Annotated in this window: 13 protein-coding genes; 12 read left to right on the top strand and 1 reads right to left on the bottom strand. The window is 56.8% G+C overall.

Features of this window, described 5'->3' with window-relative positions:
* The first annotated feature begins 14 nt into the window (after positions 1-14).
* From DPF_RS04735 to DPF_RS04680, 12 genes are all read left to right on the top strand, one after another.
* The gene (locus DPF_RS04735) at positions 15-1667 is read left to right on the top strand and encodes a tetratricopeptide repeat protein (protein ID WP_069857709.1); all 1653 of its coding nucleotides are present in this window, start codon (positions 15-17) and stop codon (positions 1665-1667) included.
* Between the two features lie 64 nt (positions 1668-1731).
* On the top strand, positions 1732-2685 hold the full coding sequence (locus DPF_RS04730) for a hypothetical protein (protein WP_141721055.1): 954 nt from the start codon (positions 1732-1734) through the stop codon (positions 2683-2685).
* Positions 2686-2720: 35 nt separating this feature from the next.
* Entirely contained in the window at positions 2721-3068 is a 348-nt protein-coding gene (locus DPF_RS04725; protein ID WP_069857707.1) for a hypothetical protein, read from the top strand.
* A gap of 64 nt (positions 3069-3132) precedes the next feature.
* Positions 3133-3573 carry a ribose 5-phosphate isomerase B gene (gene rpiB / locus DPF_RS04720; RefSeq protein ID WP_069857706.1) on the top strand — a complete coding sequence of 147 codons (441 nt, stop codon included), beginning with the start codon at positions 3133-3135 and terminating at the stop codon, positions 3571-3573.
* 31 nt (positions 3574-3604) lie between these two features.
* Positions 3605-5608: a transketolase gene (gene tkt, locus DPF_RS04715; RefSeq protein ID WP_069857705.1), complete on the top strand. Its 2004-nt coding sequence runs from the start codon at positions 3605-3607 to the stop codon at positions 5606-5608.
* Positions 5609-5828: 220 nt separating this feature from the next.
* Entirely contained in the window at positions 5829-6812 is a 984-nt protein-coding gene (gene glpX / locus DPF_RS04710; protein ID WP_069857704.1) for a class II fructose-bisphosphatase, read from the top strand.
* Positions 6813-7010: 198 nt separating this feature from the next.
* Positions 7011-7673: a type I phosphoribosyltransferase gene (locus DPF_RS04705; protein WP_231702131.1), complete on the top strand. Its 663-nt coding sequence runs from the start codon at positions 7011-7013 to the stop codon at positions 7671-7673.
* Between the two features lie 102 nt (positions 7674-7775).
* On the top strand, positions 7776-9299 hold the full coding sequence (locus DPF_RS04700) for an ABC transporter ATP-binding protein (RefSeq protein WP_069857703.1): 1524 nt from the start codon (positions 7776-7778) through the stop codon (positions 9297-9299).
* A gap of 376 nt (positions 9300-9675) precedes the next feature.
* Complete coding sequence (locus DPF_RS04695; protein WP_069857702.1) at positions 9676-11208, top strand: GNAT family N-acetyltransferase; 1533 nt, start codon at positions 9676-9678, stop codon at positions 11206-11208.
* A complete protein-coding gene (locus DPF_RS04690) occupies positions 11205-12353 on the top strand; it encodes a LuxE/PaaK family acyltransferase (RefSeq protein WP_218069959.1) in 1149 nt (382 codons plus the stop codon). Before DPF_RS04695 ends, DPF_RS04690 begins: the two co-directional genes overlap by 4 nt.
* Before the next feature lie 3 nt (positions 12354-12356).
* Entirely contained in the window at positions 12357-14966 is a 2610-nt protein-coding gene (locus tag DPF_RS04685) for an acyl-CoA reductase (protein WP_069857701.1), read from the top strand.
* Positions 14963-16207 (top strand): MFS transporter, encoded by a 1245-nt coding sequence (locus DPF_RS04680; RefSeq protein WP_218069958.1) that lies wholly within the window; start codon positions 14963-14965, stop codon positions 16205-16207. The genes DPF_RS04685 and DPF_RS04680 overlap by 4 nt, the downstream gene beginning before the upstream one ends.
* A gap of 139 nt (positions 16208-16346) precedes the next feature.
* On the opposite strand, the gene DPF_RS04675 is transcribed toward DPF_RS04680, so the two are convergent.
* A complete protein-coding gene (locus DPF_RS04675) occupies positions 16347-17075 on the bottom strand; it encodes a sulfite exporter TauE/SafE family protein (RefSeq protein ID WP_176724165.1) in 729 nt (242 codons plus the stop codon).
* Positions 17076-17608 lie beyond the last annotated feature (533 nt).

The following is a 17608-nucleotide window of genomic DNA, read 5'->3' as shown; positions in this document are numbered from 1 at the left end:
CTCTTGTGATTACAATGACGACAATCCGCCTCCATACGCTTCTGGCAGTTGCCCTTCTTGCCTGCGCCCTGGCCGGGTGCGCCTCCCATATTTCCTCCAAAGATCCTGTCAACTGGAATCTCTCACCCAGCGCCCAGGCCTCGTTTGCCTACCTCAAGTTCCAGGAGCTCAAGCAGCAGGGCAAAACCCAGGAAGCGATCCAGGCCCTGGACGAGGCTCTGGACACGCTTCCCAGTCCCTACCTGTACCTGGAAAAGGCCGAAATTCTCTGGCAGGCCAAGGAATTCGGTGACGCCCGGGAAGCCCTCAAGGACGGGATCGAACACTTTCCCGACACCCCTGATCTCTACATCTCCCTGTCCAAGACCTATGAGGCTGTCCGCCGCTGGGACGATGCGTCCATCACCCTGCAGGACTATCTCCGCCTGCATCCTGACAACTGGACCATGGTGCAGGAGGTGGGCGCGTTGCTCATCAAACAGCAGCAATATGCCCGGGCCCTGGACACCCTGCAGACCATTCCCGAAACAGCCCGGACCGCACAGACCTGGTATCTCATGGGCAAGTCGGCTTCCAGCATCGGCATGCAGGACCGGGCCATTGAGGCCTTTACCACCGCCTTGGCCAAGGATCCCGGATTTTTTCGGGCCAAGGCCGAGCTCGGCTATCTGTACGAACGGGACAAGCAGTATGTGGAGGCCCTCAGGATCTATGAAGATCTGGCAACCCAGGGAGAACCGGATTCCCCGTTGTTGCTGACCATGATCAGACTCCATCTCAAACTCAATGCACCGGACAAGGCCTTCAATCTGACCAGGCAGCTTCCCGGAGACATGGAATTTCAGGTGGACGCGGCCAACCTGTTTCTCAATCAGCGCTTCTACTCCTATGCCGCAGGGATCCTTGAACCCCTGGCCGACGAAAAGGAACTCCCCTCCAAGGGATGGTTCACCCTGGCCCTGCTGGCCTATGAGGGACAGGATTCCCTGCAAAAGGCCCAGGCCTACCTGGCCCATATCCCGGAAAACGACCCCTATTTCGAAAGGGCCCTTCTTTTCCGAAGCGAACTGCTCTACGGTCTGGGGAAGATCGACAAGGCCATGGAACTCGCAAATCAGGGCATGCAGATGTTTCCCCAACAACCCCGATTTTTTCTTCTCAAGGCCTCGTTGCTCAAGGCCAAGGACCAGTGGCAGGAAGCGGCCGCCCTTCTGGAAAAGGGCCGGACCACCTGGCCTGAAAATATTGACATTCTCTTCAGCCTGGGCGTGCTCTGGGATGATCAGGGAGACAAGAACAAGGCCATGGAATACATGGAACAAATCATTGCCATTGATCCCGATTACCCCGAAGCCCTCAACTATCTCGGCTATTCCCTGGCCGAACTGGGGCAGCATCTTGATCGTGCCCTGGTTCTGGTGAATAACGCCCTCAAGGCGGACCCGGACAATGGCTATTACATGGACTCCCTTGCGTGGGTTTTGTTCAAGCAGAACAAGCTCCACAAAGCGTGGGAAGCCATCGGCCAGGCGGTCAAGCTGGTTGCCGAAGATCCCACCATTTGGGGACATTATGCCGACATAGCCGAGGCCTTGGGCAAGCAGGACCAGGCCCGTAAGGGAAGGGCCCAGGCCACCAAGTTCCAGAAGCCGCAATCCGATGATTGATCCACACGGTCCCTGCCCTGTCCTGGGATCCGAAAGGCAAACCCTGCCACCAGTCGGTGAGTTCATGAGTGCTGCGACCCCCCTGAACCTTTCCCCGTGCTGCGCAGGCCCTGACGCATCTGTTGTGCCGGGCCCCGAACCTCAGGGGAGAACAACCGGTTCGACACTGACCACCCCGTGTCTCCCCCCTGGCGCTGCCCTTTTGCATGCACAGGCGCGCGGTCTACTTGCCGTGCTCCTGCTCGTGGGCTGCCTGTTTGCGTGCGCGCCCCAACCGCCTCATGGCACACCTGTTGACTCTTCCTTGTGGGCGATGTTTGTCCGGCAGCAGCAGGCCATCACTCCACTGGAACATTTTTCAATCCGAACCAGCATCAATTACTCGTCCCCACGTTCCAAACATCGCGTGATCATGCGTCTTTTCGGCAATATGGACTACCCCATCCGCATGGACCTGGAGGCAGGCATAGGACGGACCATTTCCATGTGGCGGGAAGATGCCACGATCTGGCAGGCCTATTTTCCCCAGGAACAACGCATGTACACGGCATCAAACGCCCACAAGGGGCTTCAGGGCCTGGGATTTCCCTCCCCCTTTGATCTCAGGGAGCTGGCCCTGGTTCTTCAGGGCAAAATCGCGCCCCTTCTCCCGGACCAGCCAATGCGCGAAGAATGGCAACCAACGGGCAACCGGATCTTTTTTGGTCAGGGGAGTCGGATAACATCACTGCTTCTCGATTCGCAGGGACGGGTTCTGAAACTGTGGGGAACCCGTGGATGGACGGTTGCTTTTGACTACCGGGGCACATCGCCGTATGCGCATGCCGTGCATGTGGTCATGGATGCAACCACCCGGGCCACCCTGTGGATCAAATCCATCGGACCGGGTACGTTGACCACGGATCTGACCATGTATCTCCCGGATGATACCGAAACGGTCAGTCTGGATGCTCACCGTGCCCCAACAATCCAGACAAACGGGTCCCTGGACCCCCATGCACACCATCCCGATCAATGACACGATCAAGCAACCCGCAACCAACGAGGTTACCCATGGATGCCGACACCAAAACGTATCAGGAACAATCGTTTTTCAAGGGTTTGTGGAACAATCTGCTCACCGGCTGGAAGGTCATCTTCAGTGAATGCAAGTGGCTGTTCATCAAGGCGTTCAGACGCTGGGAGATCAAGCAGCTGCACAAACGCCTCAACGAAGAATACCGGACCCTGGGCAAGGTCTATGCAACCTCTGTGGAAGAGAACAAGACATTGACCCCCGAGGACGTCGAGGCAGACATCCCCTTGAAGCAGATCTCCTTTCTCAAGGAGGAAATCGAACACATGAACCAGGAACTGGACAATTCACGCAATGAGTACGTCAAGCGACGCAGCCAGTCCTGACCCGTACGTCGCCCGGACACAATCCCCAACCCGTCTGTTCACCAAACGCTCTCACGAGGACATCATGCGCAAAGCCCCCATCATCATCGGTTCCGACCACGCCGGATTCCCCCTGAAACAGGAACTTGTCGCCCATCTCCAGGACAGGAACATTCCCGTCCTGGATATCGGCACCCATTCCCTGGACAGCTGCGACTATCCCGTTTATGCGCAGGACCTCTGCAAGGAGGTTCTGGACCAGAATACATTGGGCATTCTGGTATGCGGCTCGGGCGTGGGCATGTCCATGGCCGCCAACAAGGTGGCTGGCATCCGGGCGGCCTTGTGTACCAATGAATACCTGGCCCGTATGACCCGCAGGCACAACAACGCCAATGTTCTTTGCCTGGGCGGACGGGTCACCGGCATCGACGTGGCCAAGGCCATTGTGGATGCATTTCTGGACAATGATTTCGAGGGCGGACGGCATCAGCGCCGCATCGACCTCATGGAACCAACCATCTAACCGCTTCGTCATTACGACAAGGACCACCCTCATGAGTACGACCCCCAAAACCGGGCAGGAAATGGACGCATACACCGTCAACGTGATCAAGGGACTGATCATGGACGCGACCAGAAAAGCCAATTCGGGCCATCCTGGCGGAGCCATGTCTTCGGCTGATTACGCGTACATTCTGTTCAAGGAATTTCTGAGCTTTGATCCGGATAACCCCAACTGGTGGAACAGGGACCGCTTTGTACTTTCCGCGGGACACGAATCCATGCTTCTGTACAGCCTGCTCACCCTGAACGGCTATCTGTCCATCAAGGATCTCATGGAGTTCCGGCAGTTCGAAAGCAAAACCCCGGGCCATCCCGAGCACGACCAGACCCCGGGTGTGGAAGCAACGACAGGTCCCCTTGGTCAGGGTTTTGCCATGGCCGGCGGCATGGCCGTTGCCGAAACCTTTTTGCGCCACAAGCTGGGCCAGGACATAACCAACCACTATACCTATGTGCTGGTTTCCGACGGCGACCTGCAGGAACCCGTGGCCCTGGGAAGCGCCGCCCTTTTTGGCCAATGGGGATTGGGCAGACTCATTGCCTATTACGACAGCAACAAGATCCAGCTGGCCGGGCCCACCAAGCGAGCCGACTGCTCGGACACCAAAAAACTCTTTGAAAGCCTGTGCTGGCAGGTCATCGAGATCGATGGCCATGATCACGAGGCCATCCGTACGGCCATCAGGGAAGCCCGGGCAGAAACCGACCGCCCGACCCTGATCATCGGCCACACCACCATGGCCAAGGGGAGCGCCACTCTGGAAGGCAGCGAAAAGACCCATGGATCGCCCATGTCTCCCGAGGAAATCGTGGCCACCAAAAACAAACTCGGCCTGCCGGCAGACGAATCCTTTTTTCTGCCCGAGGACGTGATTGCCCACTTCAGGCAGCGTTTTCCCCTTCTGTCGGATCGTTCGGGCCAATGGTCCGAAGAGCTGGCCGCAAAACAGGCCCGCGATGCGTCCTTTGCCGCCTTGTGGGAAGCCATCCACACCCCTGCTTCAAAGCGCAACATCCAATGGCCGGATTTCGAACCGGGGACCAATCTGGCCACACGCAAGGCCTTTGGGGCCTGTCTCAATGGACTCATCGACCAGTTCCCCAACCTCATGGGCGGATCAGCCGACCTGGATCCCTCCAATCAGACCGTCCACTTCAGGGAAACAACCGGCATCTTCGGCAAGGACAACCCCTTGGGGCGCAGTTTCAGCTTTGGTGTCCGAGAGTTCCCCATGGGTGTTATTCTCAACGGGATCGCCCTGCACGGCGGGATCATCCCCTTTGGAGCCACCTTCCTGGTTTTTTCCGATTACGAACGCAACGCCATCCGCATGTCCGCCCTGCAGAACCTGCCGGTTCTGCACGTTTTCACCCATGATTCGTTTTTTGTGGGCGAAGACGGTCCCACCCATCAGCCTGTGGAACACGTCAGCTCCCTGCGCCTCATCCCCAATCTGCTGACCCTGCGCCCGGGCGACGCATGGGAGAGCGCGGCCTGCTTTGATGTGGCCATGAAACAGGAAACACGACCTTCGGTGCTCATATTCACCAGACAGGGGCTGCCGGTCATGGACCCGGCAACCCATCCTCACATCAGGGAAGGCGTTGGCAAGGGCGGCTACATTCTGGAAGATCCCACGGACGGCAAGCCCGAGATCATCCTTCTTGCCAGCGGTTCCGAGGTCCATCTGGCCGTTGGAGCTGCCCGGGCACTGCCCGATGCCAAGATCCGCGTGGTCTCCATGCCATGCATGGAACTCTTTGACGAGCAGGACGCAGCCTACAGGGAATCGGTTCTCCCGAAAACCGTGCGCAAGCGCATGGCCGTCGAGGCCGGAAGCCCGGACATCTGGTACAAATACGTGGGCCTGGACGGCGAGGTCATCGGCATGAACCACTTTGGCGCCTCGGCACCGGCCGAAGTCCTCAAGAAGGTGTACGGTTTTACCGTGGACCACATTGTCGAGCGCCTCAGGGAGACGTGGCTCAAATAGCCTCAAGGCACACCTTGGGGCGTACAGCTCCCTGTCCTCCAGACAACACCTGCCGGGAACAGACCATGTGCCTGTTCCCGGCAGAAATGGAACATACACCAAGGATACAGGCATTCCAGCCCCAAGCCGCATGTTTGCAGGCAATCCCGTGCCTGTCTGCAACACGGTGCGGGTATGAAATGTCTCCTGCATCTTGCACATCTCAATGCGAGGAATTCCCATGGAAGCACCCCAACGCAATCTGGCCATGGATCTTGTCCGGGTGACCGAGGCAGCCGCACTGGCCTCGGCCAGATGGCTGGGCAAGGGCAACAAGGAAGCGGGCGACGGCGCGGCAGTGGATGCCATGCGCCTGTCCTTCGACTCCGTTGACATTGATGGTACCGTGATCATTGGCGAGGGCGAAAAGGACGAAGCCCCGGCCCTGTACAACGGTGAACGCCTTGGTACCGGTAAAGGCGCCAAGGTTGATATTGCCGTGGATCCGGTTGAAGGGACCAATCTGCTGGCCTATGGCCGCCCCAATGCTATTGCCGTCATCGGTCTGGCCCCGGCCGGGACCATGTATGATCCGGGTCCCAGCTACTACATGAAAAAACTGGTTGTTCCCTCCCAGGCCAAGGATGTGGTCGATCTGGAGGCCCCTGTCGAGGATAACCTCACCAAAACCGCTCGGGCCCTGGGCAAGGACGTCAACGATCTGGTGGTTTTTGTGCTGGACAAACCCAGACACAAGGAACTCATCCGGCGCATCCGCGAAGCCGGAGCCAGAATTCAGCTGCACACCGACGGTGACGTTGCCGGTGCCCTCATGGCCGTTGATCCTTCCAGTGAAGTGGATATGATGCTGGGCACGGGCGGCACCCCCGAAGGGGTCCTGGCGGCCTGCGCCATCAAGGCCCTGGGTGGTCAGATCATGGCCCGCCTTGATCCCCAGCTGGACAAGGAGAAAAAGGCACTCCGGCAAAGCGGCCACGATCTGACCCAGATCCTGGATGTGGATACGCTCATCTCCAGCGACGACGTTTTTTTCGCGGCCACCGGCATTTCCGGAGGCACCTTTCTGGGTGGGGTGCATTACACGGGCCAGGGCGCATCCACCTCATCCATGGTTCTTCGTGGCAAGACCGGCACGGTCCGCCGTGTCCAGTCCTGGCACAAATGGGACAAACTGATGAAATTCAGCGCCATAAAATATGATTAAAAAAGAGCACAGTGCGCAGGACACAGTACGCAGAAATGCTGTGGCAAATTTTCAAGCATTGCTAGATATTGAATTTTCCCTTTGCAGGTGCATATAACACTCTCAGTAAGAACAGAACTGTGCCCTGCGCACTGCGTACTGCCTTCTCCTGCGCCCTGCGCACTGTGCACTGCGTACTTAATATTAAAGGACCAAACCATGATCGACATCCTCGGATCCCTTGAATCAGGAGAAAAGTACTCCCTGCGTATGGATGGACTCCCGTACGCCATTGAGCTCCCCTACGTGTACATCGACAAGGAGGAAGGCCGGTTCAAAATGGTTTCCCTCAACCTGGTGGGTCAAACGCGCCTCAACCGAGATATCGGCAGGCTTTTGGCCCGCAAGATCACCTCGGTCTTTCCCGATCTCACAGGCATTGGTGTCCTGACCGTTGTCGAAAAGGCCCTGCAACTCAGCCAGGTGGTTTCCCAAGAGCTCGACCTGGATGCCATGGCTGTGGCCTACAACCGGATCAAACCGCACATGGAAGCGGCACGCCGGCCGGTCATCCAGGTGGCTGTGGACAATATTGCCACCTCTGCCAAGAGCGGCTTTTTGTACATGTACGAACGGGACATGAATCTGTTGGCCCAGGCAACACGGGGTGTGATCATCATTGATGACGTTGTCAGCTCGGGCAGCACCATTGCCGCATTGAGCAGCCTGGTGGAAGAGGCCGCCCAGCTGGCTGGCCTTGCAACACCACCGGACATTCTCGGCGTGTTCTGCGTGGCCAAGGAAGGCGAAAACAATCCCTTTTTCACCACGCGAATCCATAGCCTGGCCAGACTCCCCCAGCCGGAACGCGTCAACGGCTAAGGGGGACAAGACAGCGTGCGACAGAAAACAACACGCAAATCTTGTTTTTCCAGCATCCCCACAGACACAAAAAGCTTTCCACCTCAAACATAAACCAAACCCATGACAACCCCCGCATCCCCGGTTCTTCAGCTCAAAAAGATCACCAAACGGTTTGGCAGTCTTGTTGCCAACGACCATATCACCCTGGATATTCACGCAGGAACCATCCACGCCCTGCTGGGTGAAAACGGAGCCGGCAAGAGTACGCTCATGTCCGTGCTGTCGGGGCGGTATCAGCCGGACGAGGGGGAAATCGTACTCAACAACGAAACCGTCCGGTTCACCTCGCCGTCCCAGGCCCTTGCCCGTGGAATCGGCATGGTTTATCAGCGATTCATGCTCATTGAGCCCATGAGCGTCGTGGAAAACATTGTTCTGGGGACCACCTCGGATTCCCCCTTTCTCGACCTCAAGGGCGCGGCCATCCGCATCCGCCAACTTTCGGAACAATACGGTCTTGCCGTGGATCCCAACGCCCGCATAGCCGATTTGTCCATGGGTGAACGACAACGGGTGGAAATCCTGAAACTTCTTTTCCGCAATGCCGAAATTCTCATTTTTGACGAACCCACGGCCATCCTGACCCCGCCCGAAATAACCGCCTTTTTCAAGACACTGAAAAAACTTGCCGAGCGCGGCCATCCCATCGTGTTCATCACCCACAAGCTCGACGAGGTCATGGAGCTGGCCGACCGGATCAGCATCATGCGCCGGGGCAAGATGATTACCCACATTCTTCCCCAGCAGATCCGCAGCAAACGTGAACTGGCACGACTCATGGTCGGCCGGGAAATCGTACTCAAGGTGGACAAGAAGGATATCACACCGGGGGAACCGGTTCTTGAAGTCAAAGGCCTCAAGGGGATCAATGAAGAGGGCAGAACTGTCTTTGAAGAGATCAATCTGGAGGTCAAAAAGGGGGAAATTCTGGCCATCACCGGTGTGGCCGGCAATGGTCAGGAAGCGCTCATTGCCGGACTTGCCGGACTTGCGCCCTTGCAACAGGGAAGCATCTTCTGGCAAGGAAAAACCTATACACCCCAGACCTGGGTCGGGGCCAACAAGCAGGATTTGGCTTATGTTCCCGAAGATCGTCATACCACGGGAACCATCGGGGCCATGGATCTGGCGGAAAATTACATGCTCACCCGGATCAATGAATTTTCCCAAGGCCCCTTCCTGCAGTCTGCTGCAGCACGGTCCATGACCGCCAAGGCCATTACCACCTACAACATCCGCACGCCCAGAGGCATTGATTCCAAGGCAGGACAGCTCTCCGGAGGCAATCTCCAGAAAATCATCCTTGCCCGGGAACTGGAAAAGAATCCCCGATTGATCATTGCCGAACAACCCACGCAGGGTCTGGATATCGGAGCCACCGAAGAGGTCTGGCAGACCCTCATTGCCCAGCGCGAACACGCCGGCATTCTCCTGGTTTCAGGTGATCTCAAGGAAGTCCTTTCCCTGGCCGACCGTATTGCGGTCATGTTCCGAGGCAAAATTCTGGAAATCATCCCGGCTACGGACACCGATGGCATTGCCCGCATCGGCCTGCTCATGGCCGGTACATCCGATCACAATTAATTCCACAGGCTGCCCATATGCGGCGGCCTGTTTGACTTGACCATCTCCTTTGGGAAGCAGACTTCCTCCCTGTCTCCACCGGTTCGGGCCCCCCTTTTTGGCCGTGCCGTTGCCTTGAGCGGTTGTCATGCGCAAAAAATGCGCGTATCCGCATTTATCCCTTGCATTTCACCAATATAATACAGTATCCACCTGATTCTTCGATCTATTCGTCAGTATTATCCATAGTCTCCGGTCAGACAAACCACTCTAACAACAAGACTCTCCCACCAGGCAACTGCAACCAAGCCTGATCGACAGGCGTTATGTTACAGCGTTTTACCACCATTATTCCTCCATCAGACTGCAACGTTCACCTTTTGCAAAGAGAACTCAAATGGAACCATCTCAAGGGCATTCTCATGCCCAGACAATACAATCGAACCTGACTCTTCCGGCACGCATCGATTATATTGAACCCCTGCAGCAATATCTGCACAGCCTGTGTCATATACATGGTTGTGATCAACAGGACATCCTCATGATTGTTCTTGCCGTGGAGGAAGCCGTCAGCAATGTCATACAGCATGGATATGCAGACGATGACCAGGGAACACTGGAAATAACGTTTGCCATGGGCACGGCGGACATGGAGATAACCATCCATGAACAGGGTCTACCCTTTGATCCGGCCATGCTGGCCACCTACGGGCAGGAAGCAATCAGCTCGCCTGCGGATGTGGAAAAGGGATTGGGCCTGCGTCTCATGAAAGGGGCCATGGACCGGGTGGAGTTCGTCAACTTGGGGAAAAAGGGCAAGCTTGTAAAAATGTCCAAATATTTCAAGAATCATCGCGTAGACGCCTATGATTCTTCCCACAAGCTGCAACGGGAGACAGCCCCTGACACCCCGCCCGTAACCCCTCCCTTTACCATCCGCCCCCTGGCCCGGGAGGAAGCCCTTGAGGTCTCCCGCTGTGCCTACAGGGCCTACGGCTATACCTACCGAGAATTTATCTATTATCCCCAGAAAATCTGGGAAATGAACCAGGAAGGAACACTGCAGTCCTTTGTGCTCGTGGATTCCCAAAACACGCTTTTGGGTCATCTTGCCCTCTCCCGTGCAACGCCCGGAGCCAGGTCGGCCGAACTGACGGCAGCCTTTATCGATCCCGCCTGCAGGGGCAGAAGACTTCTCAACGATCTGACCACAGCCGTGCTGGATGCCGCGCAACACCAGGGGATAGGGGAAGCCTTTGTCCACGCGGTCACCAGTCATCCAGCCTCCCAAAAGGGAGGGGCCAGGTCCGGTTTCCTGCCCACAGGCCTTCTTCTGGCAGCCCTTTTTCCTGATCTGGAATTCAAGGCCTTAACCGGCAGGGTTGTTCAGAAAGAAAGCGCCCTGCTCATGTTCAAACTCCTCAAAACCCGTCCTCCTCTGACCCTGCATGTTCCCAAACGGTACGCGCAACTGATTTTGGACCTGGCAACAAGTCTCGGCCGGGAGGTTTGCATACGGGAAACGATCATGCCCCTGCCCCACAGGTCCGACGGAGCCGGGAACCACTATTACCAGGTGGATGAATTCAATTTCACGGAAATACGCATCCGAACCTTTGGAGAAGATGTGTTCGAGGAATTGCGTCACCGGGTACGCGGCTACATCCAGCAGAAAACCGATGTCATCTACCTGTACCTGGACATGGAAAACCCCCTGTCCCCGGCTTTTACCACCCGCTGTTTCCATCTTGGTTTTTTCTTCTGCGGGTATGCGCCCGGAGAAATGGACGGACACGACGCCCTGATCCTCCAACGCACCAACGCATTGCACATTGATTTTTCGGCCATTACCCTTGCCCATGAGCAGGCCCGGAAAATTATGGAATTCATTAAGGCGGATATGCCCGCAACCTTCCAGGAGGATGTATGACAATGGCTTTTGACCACATCCGGAACTATGCCCATCAAGCGGCAGCGTTTCCTTCCACCCATGAACATGATGCCATCTTCCTGGCGGCCATGCAGGAAAATTATGCCTTCCAGTATGCGCACCAGCCCTATGTACGTGCCCTGGGCCAGCGCTATGGATTTTCTCCCGATGATCTCCAGACCCCCGAGGATGTCTACCGGATTCCCCCCATTTTTGTGGAGACCATGAAATATCACTGTTTTCTGTCCATTCCCCAAAGCGAGGTGGCCATGCGGCTTACCAGTTCGGGTACGGGAGGACAAAAGACCCAGGCCCTTTTCGATGCCCAGGGAGTAGCACGGATACAGACCATTGCCGCCAGAATATTCAAGGATGTGGGTTTTTGTTCGGATCAGCCTGCCGGCTATCTCATGTTCAGCTATGCACGTGAAGACGCCCGGGAAATGGGAACCAGCTGGAGTGATGAGCAGGAAATGGGGTGTGCGCCCGTACGGGAAGCCCGCTGGCTGTTGCGCAAGGGAACAGCCAACGGTCAGTTTGATTTCGACCCGCAGGAGGCGGCCCGGTCCCTGTATGAACTGGCCCAGGAAGGTCCCATCCGCATGCTGGGATTTCCCGCGTTCATGTTTCAGACCCTCATGGAAATGGAGCGCATGCACCTGCACGTCAGGGTGCATCCCCAAAGTTTTGTCATTGCCGGTGGAGGCTGGAAAAACCATGCCGGCACCCCCATGAGCCAAAAGGAATTTGCCCGGGAGCTGGAACAGCGGCTGGGCTTGCCCCGAAGCCATGTCCGGGATCTTTACGGCATGGTGGAACACGGTATTCCCTACTGCTCCTGCCCGGAAGGACACCATCACGTCCCGGCTTTTGCCCGGGTCGCTGTCAGACACCCGGTGACCCTGGAACAACTGCCCCACAACAGTGAGGGTCTGCTCCATCTTCTTGCTCCCTGGAACGTGGCCCAACCCAATTGTTCCGTTCTTTCCACCGATCTGGTTCGCATCAAAACCGGGTGTCCCTGCGGCATTCCAGGCGAATATCTCGCCACCATCCGGCGGGGAGGCAACAGAAAGCACAAGGGATGCGCCCTGTCGGCACAAGAAATCCTCGACCGAATCCGTTCAAGCAGAAAGGGGAACTAGGCCATGGAAACAATGCAGCACTTTTTCTTTGGAACATTTCATGAAGCGCCCAGAGACCTTGATGTCCGGGACGGGCGCAGGTTTTTTTCCGCATCAGCCATGAAACAGCGTGTTGATGCCCTGGCCAGGATCCCTTTGGACGATATCATCTCCCTGCTGGACAGGGTGGGCACCAGGCTGACCCGACCGGGAAGATACCGGGATCGTATCCTTGAAATCATGCCCCGGATAACAGGCTATTCACTCCCCATGATGGAAAAGGCCATGGAGGCTTTGCAGGGAATTTTGTGTCGGGAATCCCTGGAAGAACGCCTCTCCTGTCTTGGCGACAGAAGGGCTCTGGACGGCTGGACCATCTACCGGGGCAAGGCAGCCCGGGCCCTGCCCCTGGGGGCCATCTGCCACGTGGCTCCGGGCAATATCTTTCTGGGCTCCGTGGATTCCGTGATCACCGGAATGATCACCAAAAACATAAATGTCCTGAAGCTTTCCCGGCATGACCCGATTTTCCCCTTCCTTTTTCTGGAAGCCCTTCTGGAAGAAGATCCCACAGGTGCAATTGCCTCCACCCTGGCCATCACCTCATGGAGTCACACCAATGCGGACATGATGCATCTGGTGGGAGAAGAATTCGACGGCATCCTCCTCTTTGGCGGAGAAGAGGCCGTGCGGGAATATGCCGCCATCACCTCCCCCACGACCCGCCTTTTGGCCTTTGGCCCCAAATTGAGCTGGGGACTCATCCGCAAGGGCCTGAAAAAAGACGACCTCCAACAGGCCATAGAGGGCTTTGCCATGGACACGGCCCTTTGGGAGCAAAAGGCCTGCACCAGCTGTCAGAATCTGTTTGTGGAAGGCAGGGACCTGGCTCACCAGGTGGCTCACGGTCTGCACCAGGAGCTTCAGCGTTTGGCAGACACCCTTCCCCAGGCCGGTATGGATCTGGATGAAGGCGTGGACATACGCAAGGCCAGAGAACAGGCCTTTTGGGACGTTTTCAAGGGCCGGGGACTGCTTCTGGAAGGCAGGACGCATTCGGTCATCCTCAGGGAAGGGACCGGCGTGATCCCTTCGCCCCTGAACCGGACCATCTATGTCAATACAGTGGAAAACTGGAAGGATGTGCTCAAAGGCAACATGCCCTCCATGACAGACCACATGTCCACCGTGGGGCTGGCCGTACCCGAATCCCTGCTTGAAGACACCCTGCAGGGACTGGAACCCCTGGGCATACCCCGTTTCTGCCGTCCGGGAACAATGGGCGTGGGAGTCGATGCAGGCGCACCCCATGACGGTTCCTATCTGATCCTTGGACTGGTGAAGATGCTGAGCAAGGAAGATCTCCCCCTTGAGCGTCTGGGCCGGACCTATGATGCGCCCGCACGACGTGAGGCGCGCCTTGTGGCCGAACTGAACCGGCTGGTCAATCACGCCCTGAAAAGTCCCTTTTACAAAAAACTGTATGCGGATGTACAACTTCCCATTACCAGTCTTGAAGATTTCAGCAGACTTCCTGTGCTGGAAAAACATCATCTGGAAACCCACTGTCCCCCGGCCGACACCTCCATGCTCACGGCTCCTGCCGGGGCAAGCTATCTTTTCAGCTCCGGCGGAACCTCGGGCACGCCCCGCAACCTTTGCTGGTCCGTGGAAGAGTTCAAGCAATCCCAGCGGCTGCTGGGACAGGGATTTCGGGCTCTGGGGATTTCTTCCGGAGATCGGGTGGCCAATCTCATGCGGGCAGGTTCCCTGTACACGGGTTTTCTGGCCACCAACGGCGGACTGGAACAGACCGGTTGTCAGATCCTGTCCATAACGGCCAATCAGAGTATTGAAGAAACCCTGAACCTTGTGGAGGGGTTTCGTCCCAATGTGGCCATGGGCATGACCAGCACCCTGGTTGAACTGGCAGAACAAGCCCGCAAGGAGCAGCGCACCATTCGCTTGGAACGCATTTTCTACACGGGCGAGGCCATGTCCGAATCATCAAGAAATCTCCTGCGTACGGTCTTCCATGCCTCCCGGATCGGTTCCCTTTCCTATGGAGCCGTGGAAATCGGACCACTGGGATATCAATGCGATCAGTGCAGACACGACGAATTCCATCTTTCCGAAGACTGGGCGTATCTCGAATTCGGCGAAAACGGAGAGGTGTTTGCAACGGGAACCGGACGCCTGCTCCATCCCATCATCCGTTACCGCATCGGCGACCGGGCCGCCTGGGTGGATTCCCCCTGTGCCTGCGGCCGCACCTCCCCCAAGTTTCGTCTGCTGGGACGGACCGACCATTATGTCCGCCTGCTGTACAACGACCTGTACATGGCAGAAATCGACAGGACCCTGGCTGCTTTTCCCGGGCTGACACCGGTCTACCAGATTATTGTCAGAGACGGGGAAAAAGGCCTGGAGGCGCATCTGATCATCGAAGGACAGGATCACCAGGGATTGGAGACAGAAGTGTGGAACGCCCTGAAGAAAGAAGCCGCCGAATTCAAGGATCTGCCGGATTTTGGCTGCCATTTCACAGTCAGCATTCGTCCTCCTGGGAGTATTGAACGCATGGGCCGAACTGGAAAAATCCGGCGCATTGTGGATCTCAGGGTGGCCCCATGAACATGGCCGCCCTTGGATCTCACCCGTTGGTACGCTTTCCCGATTTCCGTCTTTTTTTCGGAGCCCGGTTCATATCGGCCATAGGAGATAAATTTTTTACCATTGCCCTGTCCTGGTGGGCGGTCAATGAAACAGGAGCTCAGGGAGCCCTCAACCTGGGGCTGCTCATGGCTTTGACCCTGCTGCCTTCGGTCCTTTTGGGTCCTCTGGCAGGAACTCTGGCGGACCGGTTTGACCGCAAACGGTGCATGATCCTTGCTGATGCCTGCCGGTTTGTACTGGCGATGGTCATGACCCTGCTCCTCATGCACGGAACCATGACCCTTTACCGCATGTACGTCCTGGTCTTTGTTCTTGCCTGCTTCATGCCCCTTTTTGAATCCTCGGCCGAGGGCTCTCTGGCCTCCCTGACCGATGAGGAAGGGCTTTTTGCCGCGGTGGCCCTGGACTCGTCGGTGGTTGCCCTTTCCAGCGCGCTGGGTGCCGCCCTAGGCGGTATCGCTCTGGCCGCAGTGGGCACGGCAGGGGCCTTTGGCTGCAACGGAGCAACCTTTGCCCTGTCGCTTCTGCTCATCGCCTGCGTCAAAACATCTCTGGTCCCCAAACCCCTGGACACGCTTCAGCCCTCCAATACGGGAAGTACCCGGGAAAGCCTCAAGGAAATCCTGGCATGGCTCAAGGGCAACCAGGATGTCTTGGGTATGCTGATCCTTTTCGGGGTGCTGAACTTCTTTGCCGCCCCCCTGATGATCTCCATTCCCCTGATGGTCAAATATGCCTTTGCCGGCGACGTGTCCTGGGTGGCGTTTCTGGAAGCGGGACTGGCTCTTGGAACCGTGATGATGGCCTGTACCCTGAGTTTTGTGGCCCAGGGACGCATGCTGCAGCGGATCATAACCGGGGTTGTGGGCCTGGGAGCGTCTGTCCTTGCGTTTGCCCTTTCGCCCACCCCCTGGCTGGGACTTCCCCTGGTGTTTGGTGCAGGAGCCGGGCTGGCCCTGGCCAGCGCCACGGCCCTGGGATTTTTTCAACGCACGGTTCCGGATGCCCTCAAAGGACGATTCTTTTCCATTCTCACGGCAGTGGCCTATTCGGTCATGCCTCTGGCTTTGGCCCTGAACGGACTGATATCGCAATATTATTCCGTACGCCTTGTCCTGGCCGTGGACGGGGCCATGGTCTGCCTGCTTGCCGGGTGCTTCATGCTCAAGCCGTTTCGAACCTCAACACGGCTGCACTAACCCCATCTGCCCGACGCGTTCTTCCCTCTTTCACCCAAATACCCTTTGCTGTTGCCTGCGTGCACAACATAAAAGGCCGATACAGGTGACATCACCTGTATCGGCCTTTGCAAAGCCCCCTTCCTCGCCTCCCCATTATTCAAACATATCTGACAATCATGGCCACGGCGCTGATGGAGGAGAGCAGAAACACGGCCGGCCGGGTGCACCGTTTGTCAAAATACTCGGCCACAGGAAACGAAAACACATAGCCAAGGACAACTCCTGGGGCCAGACAAAGGGCCAGCTGCAGTTCCTTTATCCCGAGACGCCCGACCAGGGCCAGGGCAATGGTTGACAGGATAACGGAAAGAAACCCCACGCAGGCAATGGTCCCGCGCAGCTCCGGACCGGGGCGGTTCTGCAGGGCCAAAGCCAGGGGAGGCATGCTCACCCCGCTGAGGGTTCCCATGAAACCACCCAGAACCCCGGCAGAAAAAAGTATCTTTTTGCCAGGCCGTATGGCGGGCCCCACAAGACTCATGCCCACGGCCACAAAGATGAGCCCCCCGAAAAGCAGGGCGATCTCGCGCTCCGGAAGCCGGGCCGCAATCAGGGCCGCAAGGGCTGTACCCGGAATGAACCCGCCCAGGGCCTGCTTGACGCAGGAGCAGCTGACGGCTTTGCGTTCCCTGATCATGACCATGGTGGTGATCAACCCGACCAAAAGAATGATGGGCCCTGGAAAAAAGGCGGGATTGATCATGAGCAAAAAAGGCCCGATGAGCAAAGCAAGCCCGAATCCGGCCAGACCGTTGCCAAAGGCTCCGAACACCGCGATGCAAAAGGCCAGTATGAATTGATGGGTTGTGATTCCAAATCCGTACACAAAATTACTCCTGGGGTTGAAATGCTGAAAACCAGCCTGAATCATGGCAGAAAATCATTTAACCGGTTCAAATAACGGGCAATTAAAGCAATATTCAGGCCATTTCAACAGAGATCACTGTACAATCTGGCTGCATCAAAGCTTACAATTCCCCGCGTCATCACGGCAATACGCCGCGGTACACGATGACATCTCCCCCGCCACATCCTTCACCCCAGTACAGAATCACCTGCCGGTCACGACACCCGCGGGTGATCCTGTCTCCAGACATGTTCTCTTGTATCTGGGCACTTCAGATCAGTACTGCCGGCCTTCCTGGCCCTGTCCCGCAACCACCAAGAAACGCCTTGTGCCGTTTCGATCAAACTTCTGCTGCTGATCTTTGTCCGGATGACCAAAGCAGGGAGCAGAGAGGATTGAACTCTTGTCTGTTTTCTCACATGCCATGCATCCGCCCACAATGTTGCGCCACTGCAATATACATTTCAAATCCCCGAAATTACTGACTTGAGGCCACATGGTGTTGCATTGAT

The sequence above is a fragment of the Desulfoplanes formicivorans genome (assembly GCF_001748225.1).
In the GTDB taxonomy this organism is placed as follows: domain Bacteria; phylum Desulfobacterota; class Desulfovibrionia; order Desulfovibrionales; family Desulfomicrobiaceae; genus Desulfoplanes; species Desulfoplanes formicivorans.
The sequence above is the reverse complement of the archived record's forward strand: the minus strand, read 5'-3'. Positions and strand labels throughout refer to the sequence as shown.